General features: G+C 62.7%; 14 protein-coding genes. 8 read left to right on the top strand and 6 right to left on the bottom strand.

The window, feature by feature from the left end:
• From ACE1EY_RS11545 to ACE1EY_RS11525, 5 genes are all read left to right on the top strand, one after another.
• Positions 1-1,654 (top strand): PAS domain S-box protein (locus tag ACE1EY_RS11545; protein ID WP_370300214.1); only part of this gene is annotated, 1,654 nt, incomplete at its 5' end.
• Positions 1,647-2,066 (top strand): response regulator, encoded by a 420-nt coding sequence (locus tag ACE1EY_RS11540; protein ID WP_291512749.1) that lies wholly within the window; start codon positions 1,647-1,649, stop codon positions 2,064-2,066. The genes ACE1EY_RS11545 and ACE1EY_RS11540, both read left to right, overlap by 8 nt.
• Entirely contained in the window at positions 2,063-2,791 is a 729-nt protein-coding gene (locus ACE1EY_RS11535) for an ATP-binding protein (protein WP_291512748.1), read from the top strand. The genes ACE1EY_RS11540 and ACE1EY_RS11535 overlap by 4 nt, the downstream gene beginning before the upstream one ends.
• 82 nt (positions 2,792-2,873) lie before the next feature.
• A complete protein-coding gene (locus ACE1EY_RS11530; protein WP_291512747.1) occupies positions 2,874-3,785 on the top strand; it encodes a GGDEF domain-containing response regulator in 912 nt (303 codons plus the stop codon).
• A gap of 69 nt (positions 3,786-3,854) precedes the next feature.
• On the top strand, positions 3,855-5,555 hold the full coding sequence (locus ACE1EY_RS11525) for a putative bifunctional diguanylate cyclase/phosphodiesterase (protein ID WP_370300213.1): 1,701 nt from the start codon (positions 3,855-3,857) through the stop codon (positions 5,553-5,555).
• A gap of 11 nt (positions 5,556-5,566) precedes the next feature.
• Here ACE1EY_RS11525 and ACE1EY_RS11520 read toward each other — a convergent pair whose 3' ends face one another.
• The 5 genes from ACE1EY_RS11520 to ACE1EY_RS11500 form a co-directional block, all read right to left on the bottom strand.
• Positions 5,567-7,219, bottom strand: coding sequence for a GMC family oxidoreductase N-terminal domain-containing protein (locus tag ACE1EY_RS11520; RefSeq protein WP_291512745.1), 1,653 nt, complete (start codon positions 7,217-7,219; stop codon positions 5,567-5,569).
• A 203-nt stretch (positions 7,220-7,422) separates the two neighbouring features.
• Entirely contained in the window at positions 7,423-9,033 is a 1,611-nt protein-coding gene (locus tag ACE1EY_RS11515; protein WP_370300212.1) for an amidohydrolase family protein, read from the bottom strand.
• A gap of 26 nt (positions 9,034-9,059) precedes the next feature.
• Positions 9,060-11,042 carry a serine hydrolase domain-containing protein gene (locus ACE1EY_RS11510; RefSeq protein WP_370300211.1) on the bottom strand — a complete coding sequence of 661 codons (1,983 nt, stop codon included), beginning with the start codon at positions 11,040-11,042 and terminating at the stop codon, positions 9,060-9,062.
• A gap of 13 nt (positions 11,043-11,055) precedes the next feature.
• Positions 11,056-12,195, bottom strand: coding sequence for an OmpA family protein (locus ACE1EY_RS11505; protein ID WP_370300210.1), 1,140 nt, complete (start codon positions 12,193-12,195; stop codon positions 11,056-11,058).
• A gap of 4 nt (positions 12,196-12,199) precedes the next feature.
• Positions 12,200-14,626 carry a TonB-dependent receptor domain-containing protein gene (locus ACE1EY_RS11500; protein WP_291512741.1) on the bottom strand — a complete coding sequence of 809 codons (2,427 nt, stop codon included), beginning with the start codon at positions 14,624-14,626 and terminating at the stop codon, positions 12,200-12,202.
• An 84-nt stretch (positions 14,627-14,710) separates the two neighbouring features.
• Here ACE1EY_RS11500 and ACE1EY_RS11495 point away from each other — a divergent pair, with 84 nt between their 5' ends.
• Complete coding sequence (locus ACE1EY_RS11495; RefSeq protein ID WP_291512740.1) at positions 14,711-15,886, top strand: FAD-binding oxidoreductase; 1,176 nt, start codon at positions 14,711-14,713, stop codon at positions 15,884-15,886.
• Positions 15,883-16,533 (top strand): XRE family transcriptional regulator, encoded by a 651-nt coding sequence (locus tag ACE1EY_RS11490; RefSeq protein WP_291512739.1) that lies wholly within the window; start codon positions 15,883-15,885, stop codon positions 16,531-16,533. Before ACE1EY_RS11495 ends, ACE1EY_RS11490 begins: the two co-directional genes overlap by 4 nt.
• Positions 16,534-16,579: 46 nt before the next feature.
• On the opposite strand, the gene ACE1EY_RS11485 is transcribed toward ACE1EY_RS11490, so the two are convergent.
• Entirely contained in the window at positions 16,580-18,013 is a 1,434-nt protein-coding gene (locus tag ACE1EY_RS11485; protein ID WP_291512738.1) for a hypothetical protein, read from the bottom strand.
• 283 nt (positions 18,014-18,296) lie between these two features.
• On the opposite strand from ACE1EY_RS11485, the gene ACE1EY_RS11480 reads away from it, so the two are divergent.
• Positions 18,297-19,268, top strand: coding sequence for a hypothetical protein (locus ACE1EY_RS11480; protein WP_373928080.1), 972 nt, complete (start codon positions 18,297-18,299; stop codon positions 19,266-19,268).
• Positions 19,269-19,314 lie beyond the last annotated feature (46 nt).

Raw genomic sequence — 19,314 nt, 5'->3', positions numbered from 1 at the left:
CCATCGCCGCGGCTATTTCGTTGATCCGAAAGTGCGCGAGATGGGGGCCGGACTGGCATTGTCGGGGCGCCGCAAGGACGGCAGCGAGTTCCCCATCGAAATCAGCCTGTCGCCGCTGGAAACCGACGAAGGCAGGCTCGCCACGGCGGCCCTCCGCGACATCACCAATCGCAAGAAATCGCAGGAGCAGATGCGCAATCTGCTCGAAACCGCGCCGGATGCCATGGTCATCATCGATCAGACCGGCCACATCACCCTGGTGAACCGGCAGACCGAGCGCCTGTTCGGCTACGACCGGGACGAGCTGATTCGCCAGCCGGTGGAAATTCTCGTGCCCGAGCGCCTGCGTGACCGGCATCTGGGCCACCGGACAGGCTATTTCGTCGATCCCAAGGTGCGTGAAATGGGCGCCGGGCTGGAGCTCTGGGGCCGGCGCGCCGATGGCAGCGAATTCCCGATCGAGATCAGTCTGTCGCCGCTGGAGACCGAGGAAGGTCGCTTCGCGACGGCGGCCGTGCGTGACATCACCGACCGCAAGAAAGCACAGGCTCAGTTCAAGAATCTGCTCGAAACCGCGCCGGACGCCATGGTCATCATCGATCGCAACGGGCGCATCAACCTCGTCAATCAGCAGACGGAACGGCTGTTTGGGTACACCCGTGGCGAACTGATCGACCAGCCGGTGGAGATACTCGTGCCGGAGAATCTGCGCAGCCGGCATGTGGGGCATCGCTCCGGCTACTTCGACGACCCGAAGGTGCGTGAGATGGGCGCCGGCCTGGAACTCTCGGGCCGCCGCAAGGATGGCACCGAATTCCCGATCGAGATCAGCCTGTCACCGCTGGAAACGCCGGACGGGCAATTCGCCACCGCTGCGGTGCGTGACATCACCGAGCGCAAGACCGCGCAGATCAAGCTCACCGACTACGCCCGCAACCTCGAAGCCAGCAACCGCGAGCTGGAAGAGTTTGCCTACGTCGCCTCACATGATTTGCAGGCGCCACTGCGCAACATCATCAGCTTTTCTGAACTTCTGCACGACGAATGCGTGGGCAAGATCAGCGAGGATGCCGACCGGTACTTCGGCTTCATCGAAGAAGGTGCGCTGCGCCTGCAGGGCCTGATCAAGGACATTCTCGAAGTCTCGCGGGTCAACCGCATGGAGCGCAGTTTCATCACTGTCGACACCAATGAATGCATGGAAACCTGCCGCCTCCAACTGCGATCCGTGCTGGAAGACTCGGGCGGGCGCATCGATTTTGCCCGCTTGCCGGACGTCAAGGGTGACGCGCTGCGCCTGACGCAGCTGTTTCAGAACCTGCTCAACAACGCGGTGAAGTTCCAGCGGCCGGGTGTGCCGCCGCTGGTGACGATCACGGCCCGCCGGTTTGGCGAGTTCTGGGAGTTTGCCATCGCCGACAACGGGATCGGAATCAGCGCCGACGAGTGCGTGCAGGTGTTTGAGATTTTCCGCCGCCTGCACACGGCGGATGAATACCCCGGAACCGGCATAGGCTTGTCGATCTGCAAGAAGATTGTCGAGACGCACGGAGGGCGCATCTGGGCCGAGTCGGAGCCGGGTAAGGGCGCAACCTTCCGCTTCACGCTGCCGGATACAGCCACCGTCCTGGCCCCGGAGCAAGCGCATGCCTGATGTATTGATCGCGGAAGATGACCCCGCTGCGCTTCACCTGACATTGAAGGCTCTGAGCATCGTCAACAGCCGGATTCGTCCACACATCGCCCGCAATGGTGCCGAGGCGCTGGCCTTTCTGCGGCGGCAAGCTCCGTATACGGGTGCGCCCAAGCCCGACCTGATCGTGCTGGACTGGAACCTGCCCAAGGTTCATGGCCGCGAGGTGCCGGCGGTGACGCGGTCCACCGACGCAATCCGGGATATTCCGATCGTCGTGGTGACGACCTCGGATGCCGAGAAGGACCGCGAGGAAGCAGCACATCTCGGCGTTAACGAATACGTAGTGAAAGCCCCACATTTTCGTGATTTTGTGGCATCAGTAAGGGACTTTACCGAGCGGTATCTAGGGACGGAGCAGGACGAAGAATGAGCGAACAAACCAGCGGATCGGACACCGGGCAGGATGCCCTGCAGGATTTTCTTCAAGTCGTGTCGCACGATCTCGGCGAACCGCTGCGGCAGGTCATCTCCTTCGGGGAAATTCTGGAAGACGAGGAGCACGAGCGGCTGTCGGAATCAGGTCGTGAATATCTGCACGCCATGATTGGTGCGGGCGTGCGCATGCGCGCCATGCTCGACGGTGTTCTGCAGCTTGCGCGGGTCAGCTCACGCGCTCAGCCCTTTGCCCCCTGCGACCTCAATCATGAGCGCGATGCCGCGCTGTTGTTTCTCGAAAGCGACATCCGTCGCCGTCAGGCCACGCTGAACCTGTCGCCTCTGCCATCGGTGGTTGGCGACGCCCTCCAAATGCGGCAGTTGCTACGTCAGCTCATCGAAAACGCCATCAAGTTCGCCAAACCGGGCGAGCCGCCGGTGATCCGTATCGCCGAACAGCCATCGTCGGACCCGGCCTGGATCGAATGGGTTGTGGAGGATGAGGGCATGGGCATCGACCCCCGTTACCAACAGGTGATCTTCGATGTGTTCCAGCGGCTGAATGCCAGCGAAGCCTACCCCGGTGTCGGTGTCGGCCTGACGATCTGCCAGCGGATTTGCGAGCGACATGGCGGTCAGATATCGGCCGTCGGCTCCGAAGGGCAAGGCCTGTGCATGACGGTGCGCCTGCCGCAGCGCGCGCCGCCGGGGGCCGGCTGATGGGTAGGCGACCACACCTGCATCGACGCCTGTCCGAAGCCAAGGGCCCGTCTACGCTGCTCGGACCCGGCGTTTCACGGACGTGATCCCGGATCTCGCCAATGCGCACGTGCTGCTGGTCGAGGACAACGACGACGATGCGCTGCTGTTCTCCTATTGCTGCCGGCAAATCAACAACAGCCACTGGCGCATCGATCATTCTCGGACTTACGACGAAGCCCGCAGCATGATCGAGTCCAAATCCTACGACCTTTACTTCATTGACTATCGGCTTGGTCCTCACACCGGGATCGAGGTGATTCACGAACTGCAGAAGCTCGGACGCTCAGCCCCGATCATCCTGATGACCGGCATTGAGGACGAACGCATCGGCGACGAAGGACTGGTCGCGGGGGCCACGGAGGTCTTGTCGAAGCAGGACCTCAACTCCGCGGCCATCGCACGCACGGCACGCCACGGCGCGATTCGTCGCCGGGCGGAGGGCGCCCTTCGGGTTCGGGCCAATGAAGACGGCATGACGCACACGTTCAACCGTGCGCATTTCTTGGCCTTGGCCGAGATCGAAATGGCTCGATCCCAACGTTTTGGCCATTCGCTGGCCATGCTGATGATCGACATCGATCACTTCAAGCACATCAACGATTCGCAAGGACACGCCGCGGGCGATCGCGTGATCCAGGCCGTGGCAGACCGCTGCCGGCAGACGCTGCGAGCCTCCGATCTTCTCGGACGCTATGGCGGTGATGAGTTTATTGCCTTGCTGCCGCAGACGGATTTGGCCGGCGCCGGCGTGCTCGCCGAACGTGTGCGCAGCGACATGCGTCACCTCCGGGCCACCTGGGGCACGCTGACGACGCTGGCGACGGTGAGCGTGGGCGTCGCCTGCGCGAAGGCAACCGATCTGGCCCGGCTGCCCGACCTGATCGAAGCGGCCGACGAGGCGCTGTACCGTGCCAAGCATCAGGGTCGTGATCGTGTGGAACTGGCGAGCTAGCCGGCGCCCACGAACATCCACCCACAGCGGCAAAGGTCGTTTCAGTGTTGCGGAAGGAGCCGCATAGCAATGGTTGATGTCCTGCTCATCGATGACAACGCGGATGATGCGCAGCTGATCCAGCGCCAGTTGGCGCTGGCTGGCGCCGATTACAAGGTCACCATCGTCAGCGAACGCGATGCCGTAGAGGCCGCGTTGGAACGGCATTTCGACGTGTGCCTGCTCGACTTTTTTCTCCCCGGATACAACGGCTTGGAGCTCCTGCAGGACATCAGCGTCGAGGAGCTGCCCGGCCCGGTCATTCTGCTCACGGGTGCGCATGACGAGCGCCTGGATGCCGCGGCACTGGAACGTGGGATCGCCGATTTTCTCACCAAGGATGAGGCGGCCTCGGCGGTGTTGGATCGCAGCATTCGCTACGCACGGCATCAACATGCCAGCCGACAGACGTTGCGATACCAGTCACGCCACGACGATCTCACCGGGCTGCTGAATCGCCCCATCTTCATGCAGCGGCTGGAAGCGTTGATCGCGCATCCGGAGACGGACCTGGATACCACCCACCTCGCCTATCTCGACCTCGACGGCCTGAAGACCATCAATGACAACTGGGGACACGACACCGGTGACCGCGTGCTACGCCATGCGGCCGCGCGTTTGCATACGACGCTGAGCGAGCTGGCCGACAGCGGCGCATTTGTCGCCGAACCGCTCGTCGCCCGGTTTGGTGGCGGGGTACTGGCCGCAGCATTGCGCTGCGACGCCGAGACCCCCATCGCCAGGATCGCCGAGCGCATGGTGGACGCCATGCGTGAGCCGGTGGCCGGCGGTGGTGCTCGTATTGTCGCCACGGCATCCATCGGCATTGCCTGTGCGAACCAGGCGCCGGGCAACGTTCACGATTTGGTGCGCCTGGCCGATCAGGCCATGTATTCGGCCAAGCATGCGGGCCGAGACACCTATTGGTGCCACGAAGGGGGAGGCGAGTCGTACACACGCCTCCGAGCCACCCTGGAGACGGACCTGCGCCAGGCTATCGCCGATCAGGCCTTGTACCAGATCTACGAGCCACAGATTGCCGTGGGCAGCGGTGCGTTGATCGGCGCTGAAGCACTCGCCCGTTGGGTGCATCCGACGCTCGGGAATGTGGCACCGAACACCTTCATGCCGATCGCCCATGTCTGCGGCCTGATTCGACCGCTCACACATTGGAGCCTGTCGGCGGCCTTGCAGTCGCTGGCGCACTGGCAGCCGAACCTGCCGTCGGGGTTTCGCCTGGCGGTGAACATCGCGCCTGCGCAGTTGCTGGCGCCCGGCTTCGTCGAAAATCTGGGGCAAATGCTGACCGAGCACGGCGTATCGCCACAGCACCTGCGCCTGGAAATCACCGAGAACTTTTTCACGTATGAGCAGGCGACGAGCAAGCTGCAGGCATTGGGCGAGATGGGTTTGAGCCTGGCGCTGGACGACTTCGGCACCGGCTATTCCTCGCTGGCACGTCTGTCGCGGCTACCGATCGACACCCTCAAGATCGACCTGAGTTTCGTTCACCAGATGGTCCGCAATACCCGCTCGGCGGCGCTGGCCAAGACGATCGTCTCGATCGGCAAGGACCTCGGCATGACGGTCATCGCCGAAGGCATCGAAACCCAGGACCAAGCCGACATGCTGCAAGGCTTTGGCTGCGAGGGCGCCCAGGGCTTTCTGTACTCACGCGGAGATGACCAGGCGAGCTTTTCCCAGCGGCTGCGTGCACTGGCCGGCGAGTAATCGCTGGCACGCTATGCGCAGGCTGCGCGTTCGCGACGGGCATCCTCACGGACGTAGGCCGCCGCTTTCTCCGCGATCATCGCGGTTGGCGTGTTGGTGTTGCCAGAGGTGATGGTCGGCATCACCGAGGCATCGATGACCCGCAGGTTGTCGATGCCGATCACGCGCAGCCGACTGTCGACCACGGCCCGTGGATCATCCTGCTGCCCCATCCGGGCTGTTCCGACCGGATGGAAGATGGTGGTGCCGATGTCACCCGCGGCTCGTGCCAACGCGGCCGGATCGTTGCCGACGGCCGGTCCCGGCAGATATTCCTCCGGCTGGTACTTCGCCAGGGCCGGCTGCGCCATGAGCCGCCTGGTGACGCGGATCGCATCGGCGGCAACCTGCCGATCGGCTTCGGTGGCCAGGTAGTTCGGTGCGATCCGCGGCGCATCACGCGGGTCGATGGAGCGTAGACGAATCGTGCCGCGAGACGTCGGACTGAGATTGCAGGGCGCCACGGTAATCGCCGGGAAGCGATGCAACGGATCGCCAAACTTGTCCAGGGACAGTGGCTGCACATGAAACTGGATATTGGCGCGCGGTTGCGACGGATCGGAGCGGGTGAACAAACCCAGCTGCGACGGCGCCATGGTCAACGGCCCACGGCGGAACAACAGGTATTCCAGCCCCATCCCCGCGCGGCCCAGCAGCGAATGGTAGATCGTGTTGAGTGTCTTGACGTTGTGGACCTTGTAAATCGCTCGTTGCTGCAGATGATCCTGCAGGTTGCGCCCGACGCCGGCACGGTCGGCGACGACCGGGATGTTCAGCTCGTCCAGCCACTCCCGCGGCCCGATGCCGGACAGTTGCAGCAGTTGCGCCGATCCGACCGAGCCGGCGCTGAGTATCACCTCACCGCGCGTCTGCACGTCAAAGGTTTCACCCGCCCGCGAGAAGCGTACGCCGCTGGCTCGACGGCCATCGAATAGCACCCGCTCCACCAGCACGTCGGTCTCGACCCGGAGGTTGGGCCGACGCATCGCCGGCTTCAGGAAACCCCGCGCGGCCGACCACCGCCAGCCCTTGCGTTGATTCACGTGAAAATAGCTGCAGCCTTCGTTCTCGCCGGTGTTGAAGTCGGGAATCCGCGGCACGCCCATCTGCTCGGCGGCCTCGCCGACCGCATCGAGAATCTCCCACTGAATCCGCGGCGCTTCGATCCGCCACTCGCCGCCGGCGCCGTGATGTTCGCAGGCGCCAAGAAAATGGTCCTCGAAGTTGCGAAACACCGGCAGGACATCGTCCCAGTCCCAGCCCTCCAGTCCCATGCGGCGCCACTGCCGGTAGTCCTCGGCCTGCCCACGCATCGAAATCATCGCGTTGATCGCCGACGAGCCGCCCAGCACCTTGCCCCGCGGGTATCCCAGCGATCGCCCGTTGAGCCCGGCCTCCGCTTCGGTTTGGAACATCCAGTCCGAGCGCGGATTACCGATCGCGAAGAGATAGCCGACCGGTACGTGAAACCAGATCCAGTTGTCGCGGCCACCACCCTCCAGCAACAGCACGCGCTTGTCCGGGTCGGCCGACAGCCGGTTCGCGACGATGCACCCCGCCGTGCCAGCGCCGACGATGATGTAGTCGTAGTCTCCTTCCGCCGAGCGCACTTGGCCTGCTGCCATGAGCTGGTCCAGTTATTTGATTTTGATCACGAGCATCGCGCATGGCGGATTCGTGGGCAAACCATCGGCACAGACCACTCATCAGATGGTGTGGCCGCGTGGACGATTGCTCGCCTACTGCTCGCCAATCCACCCTGGACCACGCACCACCTGCCCGGCACGCGCCGCGGTGACCTCGCCGCGTTTCAACGCCCACTCCCCGTTCACGAACACATCACGCACGCCTGTCGCCAACTGATGGGGTTGGCGAAGGTCGCATGGTCCGTAATGGTCTCGGGATCGAAGACCACGACATCCGCAAAGCAGCCGTTCTTCAGACAACCTCGGTCTCGCAACCCCCAGTTGTTGGCCTGCAAACCGGTGATGCGGTGAATGGCGTCTGCCAGCGGCGCCACGCCTTCATCGCGCACGTACTTGCCGAGAAACCGGGCGAAGCTGCCGTAGGCACGTGGGTGGGTCAGCGATTCCAGCACCTCGCCCTCTGGCGCCATGGCCCCACCGTCCGACCCGATGCCAACCCAGGGTTGGGACAGCCCCAGCTGCACGTTGTCTTCCGACATCAGGAAGTACGCGGTCAGCACCCGGCTGTGATCCTCGATCACCAGGTCCATCGCGGTTTCTTCCGGCGTCGTGCCGCGCAGGGTGGCGACGTCCGCCAGGGTCTTGCCGATCAGGGGTTTCAGTGCCTCATTTCTGAAGCCCAGCAGCAGCAACCCGTCTGCGGAGGCGCCGAGCAGCAGATTCTCCCAATCCTCGCCCGGGGCACGCATCTCTGCGGCAACCCGCGTCCTGATCGCCGGATCTTTCAGGCGGGTAACCCAGGCATCCAGCCCACCCTCCTGCACCCAGGGCGGCATGGCGGCGGTCAATCCGGTCGCGCCGGCCGTATAGGGATACATGTTCGCCCCGACCTTCAGGCCGGCATCCCGGGCCTGCTGAATGCGCTCGATTGCCTGGCGCATCTTTGACCAGTTGGGGCTGCCTGCCGCCTTGAGGTGGTAGGCCTCGACCCTGGCGCCGGTGTCTTCGCCGATATCGATCAGCTCATCCAGCGCTTGCAGAAAATTGTCGGCTTCGCTTCTGAGATGCGAGATGTAGCCCCCGCCGTAGCGCGCGGCCTCCTCGACCAGTGCCTTGATCTCATCGGTGTCCGCATAGGCGCCGGGCGCGTAGATCAGCGAACTGCCCACGCCGAGCGCACCGTCCTGCATCGCCTGGGCGACCAGACTCCGCATGCGATGCAATTCCTCTTCGGTCGGAGGACGATCTTCGTACCCCAGTTCATGGATGCGCACCGTCGCGGCACCGACGAACGACGCGACGTTCACGCTGACACCGCGTTGCACCAGCCCTTCCAGGTATTCGTCCAGTCGGGTCCAGCTGATCTTGGTGCCGTTGGCGAATCCCTGCGCTTCCATCTCCTGCTTCATCGCCGGATTCAGCGGCCCCATCGACCAACCTTCGCCAAACACTTCCAGCGTGATGCCCTGCATCAGATCGCTGAGACCGCGACCATCAACCAGCAGGGAGTCATTCGCCCAACTCAGAATATTGATAAAGCCAGGAGCGACTGCCAGCCCGTCGGCGTCAACGTCCTGTTCTGATCGCCAGGCTTTCAGCTCACCGACCGCGACGATGCGATCACCGACGATCGCCAGATCTCCCCGGGTGGGCGCCGCGCCGCTGCCGTCGTAGATCACGCCATTGCGGATGATCGTGTCGGCGACGTTCGCGTCGCGTTCGAAGCGGCAACTCATGAGCAGGCCAAAGAGCAGGAGTAGCGACAGCGCGGGAACGCGAGCGGCGATGTTCATAACGCGAAATTCCTAGACCGAGCTACTCACGGCAGCTTGTAGCCCATCAGATTCCAGGTGTGCAGCGACCACAGGAACGCGACAGCCAGCACGACAATCAGGCTGTACTGGCAACGCTCATAACCGCTCCACCAGCGTTGATACCACGCCACCGGCACGAACCCGGCCGACAGCACCGTGAACCCGATGGCGATCAGCGAAAGTGTCAGCCCCCATGTCAGGAGTTCGGGATAGGGGCCGAGTGGCTGGTTGGTGAGCGCGACAATGCTCAGGCCGAACAGCACCAGAAACGAAAGCTGTAGCACGCCCATCAACCCGGCGGAGATTCGCGCAAGCCGCGCAAGCCCGCCCTGTCGTTTGTCCCGGCCCCAGTTACGCAACAGGCTGATCACTGCGACGACAAAACCGAGCGACGCGGCGGCCCACAAGAGCCAGTGCAGCTGGGGGTTCTCCGCACTCGGAATCCGGTAGGCCTGCATGGATGGCAGGCTGCCGATATTCAGCAGATAGGCCACCTGGCCCCGCTCGTCCCGGCTGAAGGCGATCATGGGATCGTCGTCAACCCGGCGGAACGTGTCCGGCGCGACCTCCACCCATTCCTTGGCCAGCGGGCCGCCTACACCGCTGATCCGCAGGGTGTTGTGCGCCGTTGGTGTCACGCTGATACCGGACGACAGCATCGAGAATGCCTTTTCGATCGTGCTGTACGAGTGGCGGTTAAACCGATAGCTGCCCGCATAGTCGGCCGCGCGTTCGGCGAAATCGTCCGGTGGTTGCACGGCCGGGAGCGTCGCCGGGTAGTAGCGGTCCATGAACGCATTCAGCAGCTCCTTGCGTGCCGAGAACGAAAAGATGGACTCCGAGTTCACCGAAAAAAACAGACCGACACCTTCGTCGATCAGCAGGTTGAACTCGGTCTGGAACTGCGTGGTGTTGCCGGCATGGACCAGCAGGCGGCGGCCATTCACGTGATTCTCGTAAAACCCTAGTGCGGCGCCGTTGAGGTGCGGGTTCGGACTGAGCGCCCGCCCGTGCATGAGACGCGCGCCCGCGTCGCTGAGAATCCGGTTCCCCTGATATGCGCCGTTCTGTGCGTGGGCAATCATGAACTTGGCGATGTCCTCGCCCGTTGCGCTCAGGCTGCCGGCAGCGGGGAACATCACGAACTCGTAGGGTTGCGGTTTGAGGCGCCCGCCCTTGTTGTTGTAGCCGGAGGCCAATTGCTCCTTGAGGCGGTCCGGGACCGGCTGACGGAACGTACTGCTGGCCATGCCGAGCGGCTGGAAGATGTTCTGCTCAATGTAGTCGTTGTAGCTCAGCCCCGAGACATTGGCGATGATCAATCCGGCCAGCTCCGTGCCCCAGTTCGAGTACGAGGCCATGTCGCCGTTGTTGAAGTCCCCGCCGGCGGGCGCACGAACGCGCTGCGGCATGTATCGGATCAACGCCTCCACCGGGTCGAGCAATCGCGCGTCGCTGTCGAGAATCAGATACCCGACGGAACCGTCCTCGAAACCGGCGCTGTGGGTCATCAGGTTGCGAACGGTGACCGGCTGACCGGGGTAGGTGTCCGGCACCGAGAACTGGGTGAGGTAGGTGTTGACGTCGGCGTCCAGGGAAACCTTGCCCTGTTCCACCAGCTGCATCAGCGCCGTCCAGGTGAACAGCTTGCCGACGGAGCCTGGGCGGAACAGCGTGGTGTACGGGTCCACCGCACGCCCGTTTTCGCGGTCGGCGTCGCCGTAACCCTTCGCCAGCAGAATCGCGCCATTCTTGACGATCACGACCATGCCGCCGACCGCCTGTTGCGCGCGCATTTGCGCCGTCATCACGCCGTCGATGAAGGCCTCCAGTTCTGCGGGGTCCTGCGGCCCGACGCTCGTTTGTTCGGGCTGTGGAGACACGCTCGGAATGGTCTGGTACGCGTCGGTGCCGGCGAGGCTGCTCAAGGCAAACGCCAGCCCCAGGCAGCCCGCGAGGAATCGTGCGACATGGCTGGTCAATCTCATCGGTTTCTAGCCCCTAGGCCATCAAGCGGAACTCGATTCGGCGATTCTTCGCCCGGCCCGCCTCGGTGTTGTTGGATGTGACGGGGGCGGCTTCACCGGCGCCGGCCGCACGCAGTCGATCGCTCGCGATCCCCTCGGTCATCAGATACTCGCGAACCGCCTCGGCCCGGCGTTCAGACAGCTCCTGGTTGTAGCCATCCGCGCCGCGATCATCGGTGTAGCCGGTGATCATCATGTTGATATCCGGGGCGTCACGCAGCACGTTCAACACGCGCTGCAAAGCCGCAATGGCCTCGCCATCGAGCTCCGCGCTGTCGCTTGCAAAGCTCAGGCCGTCCAGCACGAAACGATGCCCGACCTCGCAACCCTGAAGCTGAAGGCGATCGGCACTGGTCTCGCATGGCGGTGTTGGTGGTGGCGCGGGAGGAGGTTCCGGCACGCAGCCAGCGGCATCTACGAGCTGGTTCGGCGCGGTTCCGGGACACTCGTCAGATGCATCGAACACGCCGTCGCCGTCGTCGTCCAGCGAGACCACGGCCACGTCGACCGGCTGTAATGCCGTCGGTGGGTCAGGCTGCTTGCTCAAGGGAATCTGCAGGCCGATTCGAGCGACGGTCTCCGTGAACGAACGGGGAGCATCCTCGGGGAAAACCGGCTGCTGGGTGTCTCGTCGGTAGAGGTATTCGGCGCGTAACGCCACGTCGATCCCGAACAGGGCAATCGCCGGCGTATAGGCCAGACCCGCGTCGATGAAGTAGGTCTCGTCGTCTTCGGTAAAACCCGGATGGTTCTGCCGATCGTTGACCGCAAAACCCAGCATCAGGTTGAGATCTCTCAGGACGGCGACATGCACCAGCGGCGCCACCAGCAGGTTGAGCCCGAGACTGGTCAGCTCCGTTGCGCCACCGTCCGGATTGTCCATTGAGGTGTCGGCACCGATGAGTTCCACGCCCGCGAAGCTGCCGCGATAACCCAGCGCCAGCGCGTAGCCGGTGCCGTCGGCCGTCCCCCGCTCCTCGTCCACGAATGTCTGGCTGTACAAGGGGGCGACGTAGAAGCCATTGCGTAACGCGTCCTTGCGGGGGATGGGTTCCTCGCTCCAGGCCAGTGTGGACACCAACAGGCCTGACAGGGTCAAGAGCATTGTTTTCATAGGCTTAGAACTGCAACCCCAGCGACATGACGACGCTACGCGGGCGGGTGAAGTAGTAGGCGTAGTTGCTACTGGAGGGGCCGCCGCTAACCCCGGCAACCCCTCGCACGTCGGTGACATTGATGACCGACACCGTGAGGTCCGGCACGACAGCCCAGCGCGACTGAAGCAGATTGAAACTCAGGTCGATGGTGTCGTAGCCCCCCTGCTCTCGCGTGTAGAGCAGGTTGTTGTACGCACGGCCAATGTGCGCATGGGTGATGCCGAAGCCGGCTTGCCAACCGCGCCAGTCGTCCGTGACATAGGTCAACTGGTTGGCGATCTGGAAATGCGGCGAAACCGGCAGGCGCGACCCCGCCGGGACATCGCCCGACGTGCTGGAGAAATCCTCGGTCGTCCGCGCATCGCCCCAGTAGGCGCTGCTGGTGAACGTCAGCCCCTTGGTGGGTCGGACGGAAATCGCCGCCTCGACACCTTGTGACTCGGCACTGCCGACATTTTCGATAAAGCCGACCTCGTAGATATTCTCGAACAGCGGCGCATCCACCAGCGGCTTGCGGACCGTGATCTGGAGATCTTCCCAGTCCAGGTGAAACAGGGTGATGTCGAAGCGCAGCGCACGGTCGAAGAACTCGGTGCGAAGCCCGACTTCGTAATTCCACAAGTTCGAGGATTTGAATGAATCGAAGCTGGCAGGGTCGGCCAGCGCAAGCGCCGTCACCGGCGGGTTGAGCTGGACACCACCGAACTGAAAACCGCGAGCGGCCAGCGCGTAGACCTGAACGCGATCATTGAACAGGTAGCGCAGCGACACCTTCGGATTCACGCCCTGCTCGTGCACGCCCGCCATGGATTCTGCCCGGGTGTTGCCGGCGTCCAGCGCCAGGATCTGAACGCCAGACAAGAAACCCTGGGCCTCCAGGTCAGTCTTGTAGAAGCGGGCCCCGAGCGTGAGTTCAAACTTCTCCCACAGCCTGGCCGTGCCTTCCGCATAAATCGAGGCTTCCTCGGCTTCGGAGTCCAGCTCGGCGTAGAGGTAACTGGTGTCCTGACTGCCGCTGATCGGGCCAATCGGCGTGTCCAGCGGGAAGATCGGCAGCAGGTCGACCAGCCCGATCACGGGGACGATGTCCTCGATCAGGTCGGAATCCTGTTCGTAGCTTTGTCGGGAGTTCTGGTAGGCGATGCCGGCAATCCAGCTGAGACTCATCCAGCTCGTCGGCAGCCACTCCCCACCGGGCGGCGTGTATAGCCTGAACTCCTGAAAGATCGTCTCGGTGTGGGATTCCAGATAGCCCGAGGACACATCGTAGATGCCGACATCCTCCGAGCCTGGGCCGTTGTAGCCGCCGTCCCCGTCCGGATCACCGGTTTGCTGCGAGCCGACAGACACCGGGCCCAAGGCATTTAGCAACACGTCCTTGGTCTGATAGTTGCTCGACGACTGGAAGGTGAAGTTGTCGAACTCGTAGCTGAGCAGAAAGTTGGTGCCTGAGAATGCGCTCTCGATGACGCCTGTGCCCGAGGACTCCCGGTAGAAGCCCATCGGGTTGTTCGCGAAGCCGTTGCCCTGCTCGCTGTCCTGGGTGAAGTAGAAACCGTTCAGTGTCAGGCGATCATCCACCTGCCACGTCCCCAGCACGCGAAACGTCGTCTGATCCAGCTTGTCCTGGTCTTCCAGTTCGCGGTCGATGTCGTCATAAAGCCCCGAGTGCTCGCGGGAGACCCCCACGACGCGTAGGGCTGCGCCATCGAACACGGGAATATTGAGCGCACCCGCATAGACCGGTGAAAGCCCGTTGCTTTCGTCGGTGGACGTGAATGTCGCGCCGAGCTTGCCCTCCCACAGATACGGCGCCGGCTTCTTCAGGATGTAGCGAATCGCGCCCGACAGGGCACCAGACCCGAACAGGGTGCCTTGAGGCCCCTTCAGGATCTCCACGCTTTCGAGATCAAACGGGTTCACGTCGGGCTGGGAAAACGGGACGTACAAGTCGGTGAACGGCATGTCATCGACATAAATGCCGACCGTCAGCGGACTGAACTGGTTGCCGGTGCCGGAGTTGGACGAAGAGATGCCACGAATCACGGGAATGTTCTGATCCGCGCCGCGTTCTGTCAGGACCACCCCTGGCACAAGCTTCAGAAAGTCGGAGAGCTTCTGCGCCTTCATCGATTCGAGCTTGTCGCCCGAGATCGCCTCGACGCTGCCGGGAGTCTCCTCAATCGCGAGCCCACGTTTGCCGGCCCGAACGACGAAATCATCCAGGTCCAGTACGTCCTGCGCCGGGTCCGATCCGTCGGTACCTGCTGTCGAGGCATCCTTCGCCACCACAGGATCGCCGGAGCTGCCCTCAGACGCAGGCGTTTGCGCCTGGGCATAACCAGACAGCAGTAATGAGACCAGAAGGGCGGAGATCGCCAAACGCATCGCAAGGTCCTACGCGGGAGTCAGGCCATACTAGACACAATATTTCTCTTACGCAAAATCTTTTTCGTATGCAATAATTGAAGAATGGAGTGCTATGACTTTGCCGTTGTGGGGGCGGGCATCGCAGGGGCGTCGTTTGCCGCCCGCGCTGCGCAGGCTGCGCGCGTACTGGTACTGGAACAGGAGACTGCGCCGGGGTATCACGCCACCGGCCGATCCGCCGCACTGTTCAGTCAGCTCATCGGCGACCAGAGCGTGCGTGCACTCACGGCAGCCAGCCGACCGTTCCTCGACCACCCGCCGGCCGGCTTCTGTGACTATCCGCTGCTGACTCCCCGCGAGGCATTGCACATCGGTGCGCCGCACCGCGCGGCACAGGCGGCACAACTCGAAACGCTGCCGCATACGCGGAAGATGTCGCCGCATGCGGCGTTGGAGCGGGTTCCCGTGTTGCGAGGGCAGGCGGCGATCCACGCAATCCTGGAGCCCGGCGCCTGCGATATCGACGTGAACGCACTGCACCAGGGCTTCATCAAATGGGCTCGGTCACAAGGCGCCCGGTTTCAGAACAGGGCTCGCGTTCGGGCGATGAGCCGCGGCAGCGATGCCTGGACCATCGAAACGTCCGCCGGCAGGTTCCGCGCACACACGATCGTCAACGCAGCCGGCGCCTGGGCGGATGAAGTCGCCAAACTGGCCGGAGCGCAAACCGTCGGCCTGCAGCCATTCCGGCGCTCGGCCGCGGTTGTCGAGTTGCCAGACCAGCTCACGGCCGCTCATTGGCCCGCGGTCATCGAGATCGGTGAAACGTTTTACTTCAAACCTGACGCGGGCCGTCTGCTTCTCTCACCGGCCGACGAGTCTCCCAGCCCGCCCTGTGACGCGCAGCCGGAAGACTGGGACATTGCGGTGGCCATCGACCGGGTGGAGAAGGCCACACGGCTGCACATCAAGCACGTGATCCAGCGTTGGGCTGGCTTGAGAACCTTCGCGCCAGACCGGCTGCCCGTGGTCGGCTACGACTCGCAGCTCGCCGGGTTCTTCTGGCTGGCCGGTCAGGGCGGGTTCGGCGTGCAAACCGCGCCGGCGCTCTCACAATTCGCAGCAGCCTTGGCGCTTGACCAGCCTTTTGCTGAGGAACTCCAGGCGCACGGGCTCACCGACCGGAACAGGTTTTCTCCAAGCCGCTCGCCGAATTCTATATTCTCGCCACTACGCTCCGTAGAGAACGAACCGTTTTTGATGGACTCCAGCCAATGACCAAGGCGGCACATCTGGGCCCTGCGCTGCGCAATCTGCGCCACCAGCATGGCTGGACGCTCGCAGAGGTTAGCGAGAAAACCGGCTTGTCGATTTCGACCTTGTCGAAAACCGAACGGAACCAGCTCTCGCTGACCTACGACAAGCTGGTGCAACTCAGCCAGGGGCTGAACGTCGACATCACCACCTTCTTCGAGGCTTCGAGCCAGCCAGACGGCGGGCCGGCCAAGGCTGCAGCGACGGCACCTGCCAGCCGCCGCAGCATCAATCGGGCAGACAGCGGCCTGATGGTCGCAACGCCCAACTATGACTACGTCTATCTCTCGACCGAGTTGCTGAACAAGAAATTCGTGCCCATCGTCGCCGAGATCAGGGCGCGATCGCTGGAAGAATTCGGCCCGCTGGTGGCGCACGGCGGTGAGGAGTTCGCCTACGTGCTGGAAGGCACGGTCGTCGTTCACACCGAGCACTATGCACCGGCCGTTCTAAAGGCCGGCGAATCCATCTACTTCGACAGCAGCATGGCCCACGCCTACTTGGCTCAGGGCAGTGAGACCTGCCGTGTCATGTGCATTTGCTCGACCCCCGAATCAGCGCTGCTGGATTCGTTGAAAGAACACTTCGGAGATGTCCGTCAGGTATCGTGACGGCCACCTCGACCGCGAGACCGGGATGCGGCCCGAGCAGCCGCCATCACGACGACCGTAGCTGCTCCCACACGCCCTCCCAGTCGAGCCGGTCGGCCGCCGACATGGCCGCCCGCCAGGCCGGACTGTCTTCCCGACCGGCTTCGTAGGCCTCCAGTAGCGCCAGACTGGCCCGGTTTCGAAGCCAGTTGTTACGGTCGATCTGCCCGAACGCGATCCACCGCCCCTCATTCTGGTAGCTCATATTGCTCCAGATGCTGCTGAACGCATCGCTGGAACTCGCCTCGGCGCTACGGCTGGACACATCATGTGGATGTCGCTGACCCAGCAGATGGCCGGTTTCGTGGGCGAACAGATACTCCCAGAGATTCAGGTATTCCTTGGTGTTGCAGTTGGAGATGCACAACGGACTCTCGACATCTGCCAGCAGGCGGTAGATGTCGTTGACCCAGCTCGCGCTGATGCGGCTATCGCGATCGTCATCGTAGGCGCCGTATCCGTAGAGCACGACCCAGCCCGGGACGGAGGCAGCGTCGTTTTCCACCACGATCGACAGGTATTCGGCGCAGCCCGGATGGTCGACGTGAAAGCGCTCGAAGTTCTCGGTCAGGTAGCCTTTCAGCAACTCGAACCCGCCGTACTCCAGGCGAGTGATGAGATCGAGCACGAGATCATCCTGGGGCAGATCGATCAGCTTCAGGTCAAAGTACGTGTCGGTGCCGGTCAACTGCTCGAATGAGGTTTGGATACGCTCCACCACGAGTGCTTCCGACACCGGGCGCAGGAAGTTTTCGGCGATGCTGGTTGTACTCTTCACCGCCATGATGCCGGTGATGGCATGACAAGGCTTTTGCGATGGCGCATACAGCGGACCTTGCAGCAGCCGGAACTCGGTCAGGTAGCGAACAAAGCGAGCAATGACGGGGGTGTCTGAGGCCTCCGTGTAACGGGTGAAGTCCTCGGCGTTGGAACCGACCCAGGGATCTTCGACCGCGGATGGGTCCAGGACGACCAGTGGATACCGCTCGCCGAACACGCGTACCGGCGCGCGGTGTCCGGTCTCGCCCTGAATGTGCCAGCCATGCTCGGAAATACCGAATCGTTTCAGGTGCAGCAACACGACGGTCGGCGTCGCGGACTGAAGATCCAATTGCGATGCCAGCCAATCTTCCATGGCGTTCGCGTCGAAATGACCCGATTCCAGCCTGACATGATCAAGCTGCGCCTGAAACGCGGCTTCCAGCGCGGCGTTTGCCTGAGTCAGGTCGTAATGTGCTGTTGGCAAGACCGGCAGCGAGTAAACATCACCTGACAACGGCACGTACTCGTTCAGATCCCCCCGCAGCAGGCCATCGATTTCCAGCGGTAGAATCTGATTGATTTCTCCATAACTGTGGTCCACCGCGTGGGGCTGCAGGGCGCCTCGCAGCGCCCCGACCTCCTCATCGGAAAAGCCGATGGTCACAATCGGGACAGGCACATCTACATGCAGCCGATCGTCTACCCACACGGCGTTCGCGGATGGCGGCGGGGGCATGACCTCATCGCCGGGCGCCGTCCCGTGCTGGTCTTGTCCACAACCGAGCAGACCGACAACAAATGAAAGTGCTGCTGCCCGGAGAACTGTCACGACCATCGGAGCGACCAGAGTGAAGAATAATTTTCCTATACTATAATTTTGTATCGTGGCTAGCCAGGTGCATGAGCGATGAGAACAATGTCCTTGCAGGCAAGGCCCATACAACGACCGGCGGGGTGGCTCCGTGGTATTTGAAAGTCTTGGCGTCACGAAACGGCAAGAGACGATTTTTCGTGTGCTCGTCGATGAACCTCATCTCACCAAGCCCGCCTTGTGCAATCGCCTCGCGGTGGACGAAGTCGGGCTGGATGCCGATCTCAGCCGATTACAGGCGCTGGGCCTGCTACGTGAGGACCCTGTCGATCAACGCTTGATCGTCACTGACCCGGAGGCCTCCGTCGGTCTGCTCGTGCGCGACCAGCAACGACAATTGGACGCGATGCTGGCGGAATCCGTCGATCTCGCACATCGGGTGCGTCGAAACCGACAGGCGAACGAACTCAGCTCCATCATCGAGATCGTCACGGGCGGTGAGGCCATCACCAGCCGCTGGGAGCATGCCCAGAAAACTGCTCGAAAGTGCATTCGCATGACCGACAGGCCGCCTTACTATGCGGGCGCGAAAATTGAAGGCATGAATATTCAACTGGAACGCATGGCGGAAGGCTTTCCATTCCACACGATTTACGACGCTCGCATATTTGAGCACCCCGAACACATCAGGCGGGCACGCCTGGCGATCGATTCGGGCGAGGTCGCTCGGGTCCTGCCCGAAGTGCCGATAAAACTCGTGCTGGTGGACGACGAACTGGCGTTCCTCGTGCTGCTCAGTTCGGAGGAGCGCCGTGAACCGACCGTCATCATTGTTTACCAGTCCGCGCTGTTGGATTCGCTCACGGAACTCTTCAGGTTGCTGTGGAACAGAGGCGTCGTCATGCCGTCTGGCCTGCCCTCCACGCAACACCCGGAATTGTCAGATAGTCAACGAACCCTGATTGCGCTCATGGCATCCGGCCTCAAGGATGAGGCCATCGCCGTCGAAATGGGGGTCGGCGCCAGGACCGTACGGCGCAAGGTCCAAGAGTTGTATGAGCTGCTGGGCGTCCGAACCCGGTTTCAGGCGGGTGTCGCGGCGAACCAGCGCGGCTGGCTCTAACCCTCAGGCTGGACGCCAAGAGCCGTGGACACAAAAAAACCACGGG

The organism is Abyssibacter sp. (assembly GCF_964229365.1).
In the GTDB taxonomy this organism is placed as follows: Bacteria; Pseudomonadota; Gammaproteobacteria; order Nevskiales; family OUC007; genus Abyssibacter.
The sequence above is the reverse complement of the archived record's forward strand: the minus strand, read 5'-3'. Positions and strand labels throughout refer to the sequence as shown.

Excerpts from the sequence above, each read along its gene's own strand:
- ACE1EY_RS11540 (WP_291512749.1), top strand. The coding sequence starts at position 1,647 with ATGCCTGATGTATTGATCGCGGAAGATGACCCCGCTGCGCTTCACCTG.
- ACE1EY_RS11535 (WP_291512748.1), top strand. The coding sequence starts at position 2,063 with ATGAGCGAACAAACCAGCGGATCGGACACCGGGCAGGATGCCCTGCAG.
- ACE1EY_RS11525 (WP_370300213.1), top strand. The coding sequence starts at position 3,855 with ATGGTTGATGTCCTGCTCATCGATGACAACGCGGATGATGCGCAGCTG.
- ACE1EY_RS11520 (WP_291512745.1), bottom strand. The coding sequence starts at position 7,219 with ATGGCAGCAGGCCAAGTGCGCTCGGCGGAAGGAGACTACGACTACATC.
- ACE1EY_RS11515 (WP_370300212.1), bottom strand. The coding sequence starts at position 9,033 with ATGAACATCGCCGCTCGCGTTCCCGCGCTGTCGCTACTCCTGCTCTTT.
- ACE1EY_RS11510 (WP_370300211.1), bottom strand. The coding sequence starts at position 11,042 with ATGAGATTGACCAGCCATGTCGCACGATTCCTCGCGGGCTGCCTGGGG.
- ACE1EY_RS11505 (WP_370300210.1), bottom strand. The coding sequence starts at position 12,195 with ATGAAAACAATGCTCTTGACCCTGTCAGGCCTGTTGGTGTCCACACTG.
- ACE1EY_RS11500 (WP_291512741.1), bottom strand. The coding sequence starts at position 14,626 with ATGCGTTTGGCGATCTCCGCCCTTCTGGTCTCATTACTGCTGTCTGGT.
- ACE1EY_RS11495 (WP_291512740.1), top strand. The coding sequence starts at position 14,711 with ATGGAGTGCTATGACTTTGCCGTTGTGGGGGCGGGCATCGCAGGGGCG.
- ACE1EY_RS11490 (WP_291512739.1), top strand. The coding sequence starts at position 15,883 with ATGACCAAGGCGGCACATCTGGGCCCTGCGCTGCGCAATCTGCGCCAC.